This is a genomic window from Neobacillus sp. NPDC093127, from assembly GCF_044754175.1.
GTDB lineage: Bacteria > Bacillota > Bacilli > Bacillales > Cytobacillaceae > Neobacillus.
In genome coordinates, this window is sequence record NZ_JBIVOP010000011.1 from 1 (window position 1) to 12289 (window position 12289).

General features: G+C 36.6%; 8 protein-coding genes and 1 pseudogene. 8 read left to right on the forward strand and 1 reads right to left on the reverse strand.

What is annotated here, in order from left to right; genetic code table 11:
- Positions 1 to 396 precede the first annotated feature (396 nt).
- Complete coding sequence (locus ACIQCO_RS15615; protein WP_400430118.1) at positions 397 to 1950, reverse strand: ABC-F family ATP-binding cassette domain-containing protein; 1554 nt, start codon at positions 1948 to 1950, stop codon at positions 397 to 399.
- Between the two features lie 339 nt (positions 1951 to 2289).
- Here ACIQCO_RS15615 and ACIQCO_RS15620 point away from each other — a divergent pair, with 339 nt between their 5' ends.
- The 8 genes and pseudogenes from ACIQCO_RS15620 (at position 2290) to ACIQCO_RS15655 (ending at position 12181) form a co-directional block, all read left to right on the forward strand.
- Positions 2290 to 2670 carry a BlaI/MecI/CopY family transcriptional regulator gene (locus ACIQCO_RS15620; RefSeq protein WP_400430120.1) on the forward strand — a complete coding sequence of 127 codons (381 nt, stop codon included), beginning with the start codon at positions 2290 to 2292 and terminating at the stop codon, positions 2668 to 2670.
- Between the two features lie 17 nt (positions 2671 to 2687).
- Positions 2688 to 4433 (forward strand): M56 family metallopeptidase, encoded by a 1746-nt coding sequence (locus tag ACIQCO_RS15625; RefSeq protein ID WP_400430122.1) that lies wholly within the window; start codon positions 2688 to 2690, stop codon positions 4431 to 4433.
- Positions 4434 to 4643: 210 nt separating this feature from the next.
- A complete protein-coding gene (gene nagZ / locus ACIQCO_RS15630) occupies positions 4644 to 6422 on the forward strand; it encodes a beta-N-acetylhexosaminidase (protein ID WP_400430124.1) in 1779 nt (592 codons plus the stop codon).
- A 544-nt stretch (positions 6423 to 6966) separates the two neighbouring features.
- The gene (locus ACIQCO_RS15635; protein WP_400430126.1) at positions 6967 to 7737 is read left to right on the forward strand and encodes a transporter substrate-binding domain-containing protein; all 771 of its coding nucleotides are present in this window, start codon (positions 6967 to 6969) and stop codon (positions 7735 to 7737) included.
- 57 nt (positions 7738 to 7794) lie between these two features.
- A complete protein-coding gene (locus tag ACIQCO_RS15640) occupies positions 7795 to 8439 on the forward strand; it encodes an amino acid ABC transporter permease (RefSeq protein ID WP_400430128.1) in 645 nt (214 codons plus the stop codon).
- A complete protein-coding gene (locus tag ACIQCO_RS15645; protein WP_400430130.1) occupies positions 8436 to 9164 on the forward strand; it encodes an amino acid ABC transporter ATP-binding protein in 729 nt (242 codons plus the stop codon). The genes ACIQCO_RS15640 and ACIQCO_RS15645 overlap by 4 nt, the downstream gene beginning before the upstream one ends.
- Positions 9165 to 9516: 352 nt before the next feature.
- Positions 9517 to 11750, forward strand: a pseudogene (locus tag ACIQCO_RS15650) (ATP-binding cassette domain-containing protein).
- Between the two features lie 104 nt (positions 11751 to 11854).
- Positions 11855 to 12181 carry a hypothetical protein gene (locus ACIQCO_RS15655; RefSeq protein WP_400430132.1) on the forward strand — a complete coding sequence of 109 codons (327 nt, stop codon included), beginning with the start codon at positions 11855 to 11857 and terminating at the stop codon, positions 12179 to 12181.
- Positions 12182 to 12289 lie beyond the last annotated feature (108 nt).

Sequence of the window (12289 nt, forward strand, 5' to 3'; positions counted from 1 at the left end):
AAATGTTCCGAAATATGTATACATGGACATTATATCCGACTAATTCTGGACAGGCAACACCGTCAACTTTCGGTCATTTGGGGACGGCAAAAACACTACTACATCAATATTTTTCTGCGATCACTATTCAAGCCACTGTGAAGCTGTTGCGAAAATAATTTTAAAAGAAATTTAGCTTTCTTATAAAGATTTTGATTTTAGGTCGGTCTCCCTCTGCTTTAACACGGCAATGGGGGACTGACCTTTTTCTTTTGTTCTATTTACTAATTCTAACTTTAGTTTGGATGAGCTTTTCTAAGAAATCTAAAAGAATATCTATATTAAAAAGTTTGGATGGCTAATAAAAAGGGGTACTCAAGTGAATTTCCATTCATAGAGTACCCCCTTAATCTTTATTTAAAACACCTTCGTAGTCCAATCCTCACAGTTCCAAATATCAGTCGCAATTTCACGATAGAAATCAGGTTCGTGGGATACCATCAAGATACTTCCGCGATACGCTTTTAAAGCACGCTTCAATTCATCTTTTGCATCCACATCCAAGTGATTGGTCGGTTCGTCTAGAATTAATAAATTCGTTTCTGTGTTTAATATTTTACACAATCGAACTTTGGCTTTTTCGCCACCAGAAAGGACTTCGACTTTACTTTCAATATGTTTCGTCGTTAATCCACATTTTGCAAGAGCGGCACGGACTTCAGCCTGATTCATACTTGGAAACTCGCTCCAAATCTCTTCAATGCAAGTGTTGTAGTTAGACTGTTTAACTTCCTGCTCGAAGTAACCGATGTGTTGATACTCACCACGTTCCACTTTACCGGAAATTGGATCAATTAGCCCAAGAATACTTTTTAAAAGAGTAGACTTCCCAATACCGTTTGCACCCACGAATGCAATCTTCTGTCCGCGTTCCATTTTCAAATTCAGAGGGCGGGAAAGTGGTTCATTGTAACCAATAACAAGATCTTCAGCCGTGAAAATATAGCGACTAGCAGCACGGGCCTCTTTGAAGTTAAACTCTGGTTTCGGTTTCTCTCTCCCCAATTCAATAACTTCCATTTTGTCGAGCTTCTTCTGACGAGACATCGCCATATTACGAGTCGCAACACTTGCCTTGTTACGAGCAACGAAATCCTTCAAATCAGCAATTTCTTGTTGTTGACGCTTGTAAGCAGACTCTAGCTGTTGCTTCTTCATTTCATGAATGTTTAAGAAGTTATCATAGTCCCCAACATAGCGATTCAACTCTTGGTTTTCCATGTGATAGATCAAATTAACAACATTGTTCAAGAATGGAATATCATGTGAAATCAAGATAAATGCATTCTCATATTCCTGTAAATAGCGCTTCAACCATTCAATATGCTGTTCATCCAAATAGTTCGTTGGCTCGTCTAGTAATAGGATTTCAGGCTTTTCTAGCAAAAGCTTTGCCAGCAAAACTTTCGTACGCTGTCCACCGCTAAGATCATCTACATCTCGATCGAGTCCAACATCGTCTAATCCTAGACCACGAGCAACTTCCTCAACTTTTGAATTAATTTGATAGAAATCATTACTATCTAAAGTTTCTTGAAGCTCTCCAACTTCAGCAAGCAGTGCATCGATATCAGCACCTTCATCACCCATTTTTGCATAAAGTTCATTGATCTCTGCTTCAGCATCAAATAGATATTGAAAAGCAGTACTCAAAGCGTCACGCATCGTAGTACCTTTTTGAAGTACAGCATGCTGATCTAAATAACCTACACGAACTTTTCGGGACCACTCAACCTTTCCCTCGTCGGGTTGCAACTTCCCAGTAACAATATTCATGAAAGTAGACTTACCCTCACCATTTGCCCCAACTAGTCCAACGTGTTCGCCTTTTAAAAGTCGAAAAGACACATCATTAAAAATCGCACGATCACCGAAACCGTGACTTAAATTTTTTACATTTAATACGCTCATTTTTTTAACCCCTTATATTGATGTCACATGTGGATATCTTACTAGATTTTAGCTGCTTTTTCTACTTGAAGTTATTTCTTGTGAAAAATGTAATTCGACTTTAGGGCTAAATTAAAGTCTGCCCATCTTAATAAAGTGAGATTATTCGGGTCGTGACAGTCACCGCAAATCACACCGGAGTTTGTCCCTTTGTTTTTAAAATGTGCCTCATAATTCATTTTTCCTTCTTTTATTTAACGAACGTCCTAATCATCTAAGTTGGGTAAAAAGACTGATGACACCACCATCCTACAAGTGTAGTCTATAAATTGGATTACACTTGTAGGACGGAGGAAAAAGATGAAGAAAGCAGATTGCAAAATATCTGATGCAGAGTGTATCGTAATGAAGGTGCTATGGGAAGAAGCTCCATTAACTTCTGCGAAGATTGTAGAGGCAGTAGGTTCTAATAAGAATTGGAGTCCGAAAACAATTCATTCATTAATCAGCAGACTGGTAAAGAAAGGTGCTTTAGGTGTGAATAAGGAGACGCCTCATTATGAGTATTATCCTTTGGTAGATAAAAGAGATTGTATATTGGATGAAACAAGGTCGTTTATTCAAAAGGTATACGATGGTTCTATCCACCTTATGCTCGCCAATTTTATAAAGGAAGAGAAGATTTCTGAGAAGGAAATAGAAGAACTGGAAAGATTGCTTAATAAAAAAAATAACAAGTAAAAGGCAGGTAATGGTGCATGGTTTTATCTGCAATATTTAAAGAAGTCTTATTACTTTCGCTTATGGGCAGTATTTTAGCATTAGGGATACTTGTCATTAAGGCTATTTTTAGACAAAGACTTAGTGCAAAGTTTCATTACTATATTTGGATTTTGCTTGTACTTAGGTTAATACTGCCAATAGACATTCAAAGTCATATAAGCTTTCTGAATTTTATTCCAATTGAACAGAAGGAACTTGATCCTCATTTTATAGCAGAACAATATGTTCCTAACATAGTACCAAACAGTACTATCACAACCGGAAATGGACCGTCTATAGAAGATAATAACGCATTAGCTGATACAGGTATTATAGGTGCTATTTTTACTTATGATATTGCAGCAATGCTGTGGATAATAGGTGTTTCCTCAATTTTACTGTATATTCTATGTGTAAATATCATGATGATGGTTAAATTGAAAAAGTGTTCAGTCTGTGAAAAAGAAGACTTAATTGGAATTTTAGAAGCTGGAAAATCAAAGTTAAAAATTAATTCAAAGATAAAAATTATTTATAGTAATTACTCGAAATCACCTGCAGTTTACGGGATGATTCGTCCTAAAATTTTAATTCCGGAGGAGCTTATAGACAAATTAACCCCGGAAGAGTTTAGGTTTGTGTTAAGCCATGAATTAAATCATATTAAGAACAAGGATTTAGTGGTAAACACCTTGCTTATGATTGTTAAAGCAATCTATTGGTTCAACCCCTTAATATGGTATTCACTTAATCAGGTAAAACAAGACTGTGAAGTGGCTTGTGATGCGTCTGTCATCAACACTTTAAAGACAGAAGAAGTCAAAAAATACGGTCAGACAATAATCAATATGCTTAGATTATTCTCAGAAAAAAAGAGTACTACTGGGACATTAGGATATGCAAGTAAAGACAATAAACGGAGAATTATTATGATTACACAATTTAAAAAAAGTTCGGCAATATGTGCAGTTTTAGCTCTATCTCTTACTATTATGGTAGGCTGTTCAACCACCATTAAACCTGGCAGTTCAGATGTTAGCCCAAATGAAAACAGCGATACAACTAGTTCAACTCCGTCAGTGGAAAAAACATCTCAAGATGAAGCAACTCAAAGCAATACAACGCAAGGAAATATAAGCCAAGAATCACAAAGCAATACAACGCAAGGAAATATCAGCCAAGAATCACAAAGCAATACAACACAAGACAAGACAAACAAAGCGTCAGTATTGAAGAACAATACAGCTGCTATATCCTCTAATGGCGATACTCAGAGAAAGCTGCTTTCAAGTGTCATGCAATTGGCAAAGCAGGGTAAAATCATAAATTCAGACTTTCCCGTTAAAACTACTATTATAGATGATGTAGAGAAAAAGCTAGGAACTCCGGATAAAGCTGATTGGGTACCTAGTGCTAAAGGGAATTATGCTGTATTTTCAAAATACAATGTGGTATTTGGATTCAACAAAGGTTCACAGATTTTTGAGGCAAGATCCTTTGATAAGAAATTAAATGAATTATCACTTTCTATGGTAAAGAAAGTATTTGGAACTCCGGCATATGATGTGAAAAGTAACGGCGAGGAGATTATAGGGTATGTTGCAAATTCGGAATTCAACATTTTGTTAGTATTTCCTGAGCCTTCAAAAAGCAATCCGGACCCGGTAATGGACCACTATTCCGTGCTTTATCCTAAGGGTACCGTTAATAATATGTCAAACGACCCTGGAAGACAATGGTGATAAAATATCAAACAAAAACTAACCACTGCTAACGAGCTTTGGAATAATGTGCAAATATAATAATTAACAAATTAAATAGGGGATGAATGAATTCATCCCCTTGAATGGATTTAAAACAATAGAAATAACCATCGGAAGTTGAACTCGAAAAAATGTGAAAAAAGCGTCAGAAAAGCTAAGAAACGAAAAGTTAGAAAGGGAAATTGGAGTATGAAAAGACAAAAAAAATCTAGAAATAAACTACTTATTTATACGATTCCACTTTTAATTTTAGCCCTATTCATTGGTGTTTATTATTATGCAATCAAAGAAAAAGGGAGCGAACAGACGACGCAAGGTAAAGAAAATCCAATAATAACTCAACCTTCCGGTAAAAATACAAAGGATTCGAAGAATAATCAGAATTCAAATCTTGAGAAAATAGTAGAGAAAACATTTTCTTTATCTAAGGTAGGTAAGGTTCCGAACATTTCCTTTGTTTCCGGTGAAACAGAATGGAAGGAAGTAAATCAAGAGTGGGGGAAATCGGACCATATTTCGGAAACTGCCAAAGGCAGGTATGAGGAATACGAAAGTCATCATGCCACTATCGGCTATGCCAATAATACTGTGAATGATATACGATCTTATAATTCAGAACTACAAAACATTTCTTTAAATGAAATTAAGAAAACTGGTGGAGAGCCCGATGCCATTCGATACTATAAAGATTCAACGCTTGACCAAATGATACTTGTCTATCATGCAACGGCTTCTACTGATTTGTTATGGGTTTTACCAGTAAAAACAGAACAAGAACCAAATCCTAAAGTTGACCATATCTCGCTCTATACACAGATTGAAAAGACACCTGGTCAACAAGGAAAAGTTGAAAAACCGAATCAACAAGCAAATCAAACCATTTCAGAAGTGATTTCTAAAATGGGCTTAGAAGATAAAATTGGCCAGATGATTCTTGCTGGAATTGACGGGACTACAATGGATGTAAAGGCAAAACAATTAATAAGCCAAATCCATGTCGGAGGAATTATTTTTTACAAAAATAATTTTGAAACCCCAGCACAAGCGGTTCAACTTGTGAATCAACTGAAAGCTGGAAATAGTTCGAGTCTACCGCTTATACTAGGCGTTGACCAAGAAGGGGGACGTGTGACAAGATTGCCGGGTGGACTTGTTAACTTTCCTCCAAATAAACAGATTGGACAGGTAAATAATCCTAATTTTTCTTATAAAGTCGGAACACTTTTAGGGCAAGAATTAAAGAAATTTGGTTTAAATCTCGATTTTGCCCCTGTTCTCGATATTAACAGCAATCCAAATAACCCAGTAATCGGGGATCGATCATTTGGAAACAACGCAGAAATAGTAAGTAAACTTGGGATTCAAACGATGAAAGGGATTCAGTCCCAAAACGTCATCACGACAATTAAGCATTTTCCCGGTCACGGAGATACATCGGTTGATTCCCATCTGGATCTTCCAATTGTAAATAAAAGCCTTAAGGAACTTAAAGAATTAGAGTTAATTCCTTTTGAACGTGCGATTGAACAAGGAGCAGATGTTGTGATGGTCGCCCATATCTTATTGCCTCAATTGGATAAAACGAATCCAGGGACCATGTCAAAAGCTGTCATGACGGATCTACTTAGAAAACAACTTGGTTTCACGGGAGTAATCATAACGGACGATATGACAATGGGTGCCATTACAGAACATTTTGATATTGGCAAAGCAGCGGTAGAATCAGTTAAGGCAGGAAGCGATATTATTTTAGTAGGGCATGACTATAATAATGTTGTAAAGATTATCGACTCTATAAAAACTGCAGTTCAAAATGGGGAAATATCAAAACAAAGATTAGATGAAAGTGTAGAAAGAATTATTCAACTAAAAAGGAACTATAGCATTAACGATACGAAAGTAGGAAATCCTAACATCAATGAAATAAATAACTCCATCAATAGTCTTCTGAATAAATATTCCCAGTAATTATTCAATAGATTTGTGAGTTAAAGGATTACTTATTCCATATTGGGGTGCACTTCTGAAGAAAGAGATGTTGAAAGAATACTTTAGGAGCCTTGAGACAAAAAAAGATAAATGTGCTTCAGTTGAATAAGCAACATTTCGAAGATATATAGTAAGACCGTAATCAAATAACGCATATAAACGACCAGGCATCTCCCGTACGATAGACATATCAACCAAAGGAGGTGCCATTCTTATGCCAAATACAAAATTAACAATTGTCCCCGTTATATTAGATCCTATTCAGAAGAACTTGCCATCAGTAGGACCCTAAGCACAAAATCCAGTCCCCAGCTGTATGATAAATACAAATAAAAGATAGAAGGTCGATAAGTCTTGGGCATTTCTACATTAAAAATCCCCCTTGACTGTGAAATCAAATAGTTCATTCATTTAGGTTATTTTGTCCACTAATTAGGGTATATACAAGAAATTAATACTTTTATAGTGTTTAATATCTTGCTATATCAATAAGAATAATCTAAAAAATGAGGTGCTTTGAAAAATGAGGAAATTTAGTTTGTTTAGTTTGTTTTTAATTCTTACTCTCTTCATCGCTGCATGTGGAGCCAAGGAAACAACAGGAGATAATGCGAGTAGTAAAAAGGTATATAAAGTTGGCGTGGATACCACTTACCCTCCATTTGAATACAAAGATGGAAATGAGTATAAGGGTATCGATATTGATTTGATCAATGCCATTGCTGAAAATCAGGGCTTTAAAATTGAACTTAATGCAATGGATTTTGGTGGAATAATTCCAGCTATGCAAGCCAATCAGCTTGATGTAGCTATTGCTGGAATGAGCATTACAGATGATAGAAAAAAGGTAGTAGATTTTTCAACTCCGTATTTTGAAGCAGGTTTAACAGTTGTTGTAAAAAAAGATAATTCAAATATTAAATCAGTGGATGACCTTAAAGGAAAAAATGTTGCCGTTAAAAAAGGAACAACAGGTGCTAAATTTGCACAAGAAAATGCCTCGAAACTAGGAATTAATGTGGTTCAATTTAACGATAGTCCAGCAATGTTCCAGGAAGTTTCTAATGGAAATGCAGATGCACTTATTGAAGATTATCCTGTTATATCCTATGCGATTGCCCAAAAGGACCCTGGTTTGAAAATTGTGGGTGATCGATTAAATGGCGACCAATATGGAATTGCTGTTTTGAAAGGACAAAACAAGGATTTATTAGAAAAAATTAATAAAGGTCTTGCTGAACTCAAAAAAGATGGAACATATGATAAAATTGTAAACTCTTATCTTGGTGAATAAATAATGATTACAGAGCGCGCATAAAGCGCGCCTTCTTTTCGATAGGGGATGAAAAAAGTGGATACTATTATTGCAGCCTTACCAATATTATTAAAAGGACTTCAAGTCACACTTTACATATTTGTTATTGCCATTATTCTAGGTTTTGTAATTGGTTTACTGGTGGCCTTGTTACGGCTTGCGCCTATTAAAATCTTGAATTGGATTGCGAAAGTGTATGTTGATGCAATTCGAGGAACTCCATTTATAGTACAGTTGTTTTTTATTTATTTTGGAATAAATTCCCTTAATTTAGTTTCCTTGAACAATACAACAGCGGGTATTATCACTGTTGCCATCAATGCAGGAGCCTATTTTGCAGAGATTATCAGAGCAGGCATTCAATCAATTGATAAGGGACAAACAGAAGCAGCTAGGTCGATTGGTTTTACAGGTGCTCAAACCATGCGCTATGTGGTCCTGCCTCAGGCTTTTAGAAGAATGCTCCCTACGATTACGAACCAATCCATTATTAGTTTAAAAGACACTTCTCTTTTATCCGTTATTGGAATTGCGGATTTAACACAGCAGGGCCAAATTCAGGCTTCAGCAACCTTTGAAGCATTTAAGGTTTGGCTGGCTGTAGGTGTTATTTACTTTATCATCATCTATTTATTAACCATACTTGCTAATTTCGTAGAAAAGAGGATTGAGCTGCGATGAGCATTATATCTGTAAAAAATTTAAGGAAATCATTTGGAAACCTAGAGGTATTAAAGGATATTAATGCGGAGGTGCAAGAAAAAGAGGTTATATGTGTAATCGGCCCCTCTGGGTCAGGGAAGAGTACATTCCTTCGGTGCTTAAACCGACTGGAAGAAATCTCAGGCGGTGAGGTAGTGATTAACGGACATAAGATAACAGACCCCAAAATCAATATAAATAAAGTTAGACAAGAGGTTGGAATGGTATTTCAACAATTCAATCTGTTTCCACATAAAACTGTCTTAGAAAATATCACTTTAGGTCCTATCAAAATTTTTACTATTGATAAAGCGGAGGCTGAAAAAACTGCTCTTGAGTTACTTGTTAAGGTTGGACTTAAAGAAAAAGCAAACAGCTACCCGGGAGAACTATCTGGGGGACAAAAACAGCGAGTTGCCATAGCAAGGGCACTGGCAATGAATCCAAAAATTATGCTCTTTGACGAACCGACCTCTGCACTTGATCCGGAAATGGTCGGAGATGTTTTAGAGGTTATGAAACAGCTTGCTAAAGAAGGTATGACTATGGTTGTTGTTACACATGAAATGGGATTTGCCCGGGAAGTTGGAGATCGTGTTATTTTCTTGGATGGAGGATATATTGTAGAAGAAAATGAACCGAATCAGTTATTCGGTAACCCACAGAATGAGAGAACTAAGGCTTTCTTAAGTAAGGTGCTATAAAAAATAATAGGGTAATATTAAACGGGGGACCTCAAATAGAAAAACTTTTGAGGTTCTCCCTTTTTTAAAAATAAAGTTTATGAAAACAGGCGGTTAAGATTTCCACCCGCTGAAGTAAATTCATCTCACCAGCACCCATGTGTTGCCACATACACTCTGAACATGTGTCATGATTGTCTGACCCTTTTTTACGTGTCAATTACAATCCATACATAATAAGACTATAGTAGTGGTGAAGCAAAAATGGATAAACTATGAAATAAATGTTTTTATTATCAAGTAATGGGTTTAGTTCTGATGGTATTGTTGAACGATCCATTGAAAAGTATTAATGGATAGAAAGGATAGTAATATGTCAGGAATAAAAGACGAAATCATTTTAAGAGGGCTTAAAGAAAATAATTTAAAAAATGTAGATTTAAACATACCAAAAGAAAAAATCATCGTATTTACTGGTCTTTCAGGCTCAGGAAAGAGCTCAGTGGTTTTTGATACATTAGCAACAGAGAGTAGAAGACAAATGACTTTGAACTATCCTCTCTATGTCAGAAATCAAATGCCAAGGTACGAACGACCCCACGCCGATCTTATGCAAAACTTAAGCCCGGTTGTAGTAGTAGAACAAAGACCTATAGGAGGCAATTCCCGTTCAACGGTGGGCACCTATATGGATATTGATCCATTAATTAGACTTTTGTTCTCGAGAGTAGGAAATCCACCGATCGGTTCTGCCACTGATTTTTCAAGCCAAGGTTCTTTTGGCAGATGTCCTGAATGCGGCGGATATGGGGAAGTCATTGCACCAGACCTTGATAAGATGATCGATTACGATAAGTCACTTCGAGAATATGCAGTGAAATTTAAACCATTATCGCCTTCAGGCTGGCAAGGTCAATGGATGATGACCTGCGGATTATTCGATCCAGATAAACCGCTAAAAGACTACTCAGAAGAAGAACTCCACCTGTTTTTATATGGTCCCCGAGAAGGTGAAAGAGCTTATGCGCCGAAAAAAATGGACCCCATAATGCAGAGTGGGATGGGTTATTACCTAGATTTACGCGTGTTTATATAAATAGAGACATCTCAAAACTAAAACAAGTATCGCAAGATGATGTCTTAGCAGTGTCAACGCATTCATTATGCCCAACATGTAAAGGTTCAGGCTTAAACCCCAAGGTATTAGAGTGCAAAATAAATGGCCTAAATATCGCAGAATACGACCAATTAGAGCTGCCAGAAATGCTAGAAGAACTAAAGAAAATAAAAGATCCTATGGGGAAATCGATAGCACAACAAGCAATCCCGTATGTAAAACAACTAGTCGACATGGGACTGGGATATTTGAGTCTGTCAAGAAAAATGGGCACCCTGTCCGGCGGTGAAGCACAAAGGGTAAAAATTGCTCGTCATTTAGGAAGCAGTCTAAATAATATCACCTATATTTTCGACGAACCAAGTGCGGGACTCCATCCAGAAGAAGTGGATATGTTAATACAGATGCTAAAAAGGATAAAAGACCAACATAATACCGTAATCGTAATCGAACACGATCTATCAGTAATAAAAGCTGCGGATGAAATAATTGAGATGGGACCAGGAGCAGGTGTAAATGGAGGGAAAGTTGTCTATCAAGGAAAATTAGAAGGACTAAAAAACTCTCCCACCGCAACAGCCTTAAAGCACCAGTTAAAAATAAATAAAAACCCAAGGGAAATAAAAGGTTATTTTACAATAAGAAGAGCAAGTACAAATAACTTAAAAAATATAAGCGTCAATATTCCTAAAAATGTCTTAGTCTCTGTATGTGGAGTATCTGGTTCAGGTAAAAGCTCCTTAATATTGGAAGCCTTCACGAAAAAGTATCCAGATTCTATAACGGTAGGACATGGCGGTATAGGAATCTCCAGTCGTTCAACTATGGCTACATATATGGGAATAATGGATGATATTCGCGCTATATTTTCAAAAGCAACAGGACAACCGGCAGGATTGTTTAGCTTTAACTCCTTAGGAGCATGTCCTGTCTGCAAAGGAAAAGGAGTCCTAACGCCAGAAGTAGCATTTGCAGATCCAGTGACGATTCCTTGTGAGGCATGTGGTGGTACGAGGTACTCAAACGAAGCGCTTAGTTATCGCTATCAAGATAAAAATATAGTAGAGATTTTAGATTTAACAATAGACGAGGCCATAAATTATTTCAAAGCGCCAAAAATCATAAAAAGAGTCCATACGCTAAAAGATGTGGGATTAGGTTATCTGACCTTGGGGCAGACGACAAGTTCCCTAAGCGGTGGAGAAATTCAACGTCTAAAACTTGCAAGCCACTTACAAAAAGAGGGCCAAATCTATCTGTTAGACGAGCCATCCTCAGGACTGCACTCAGAAGATAATGAAAAACTCTTAGATGTATTTCAAAACCTTGTAAACAGAGGAAATTCCGTGATAATAATCGAACACAAACTAGACTTGATAGCGGCGAGCGACTGGGTAATAAAATTGGGTCCAGGAGGAGGAAAACAAGGCGGACAAATTATATTCGAAGGAACACCGGAAGAGATGTTAAATGCAGTATGCAAGAAATAATGCGGATAGGCATATCCAGGAAAATGGGCTTCATAACCTAAATATTCGATGAATACAATTAATATGATACTTCATTCATGATCATCGAAAGAGGGTACAAAGGGATGAAGAGCAAAATTTACCGTTGTAACTGCCGTAAAACTTGGTCCATTCAAAACCGAAAAACAAAAATTTCTGCACAAACTATTTTGCTTCATGGAGAATGGATGGCCGAATTAAAGCCGGAACGAAAAAGTGACCCTAAGGGATTTGTTTCAACCAATCAAGCTATTATTATTAACCCAGAAGCTGGCATGTTGGAGCAATATGAAAAAGTGGAAAAACTGATGTACGATAAAGAGAAGGTACATTTTAATCTAATGAAGGGAAAAGATTTATTTTTTGCTAAAGACGGTACCTGTTACATTATTAAAAAAATTAATAAAAATTGAAATCAGGATAGAAAAAGGCATCCAAATGAACCTGTTTGGATGCTTTACCAAATAAAACGAATTATTCTTTGAAAAGAAAGAGCCAGCTGCTCCTAAAAAGTTATACTT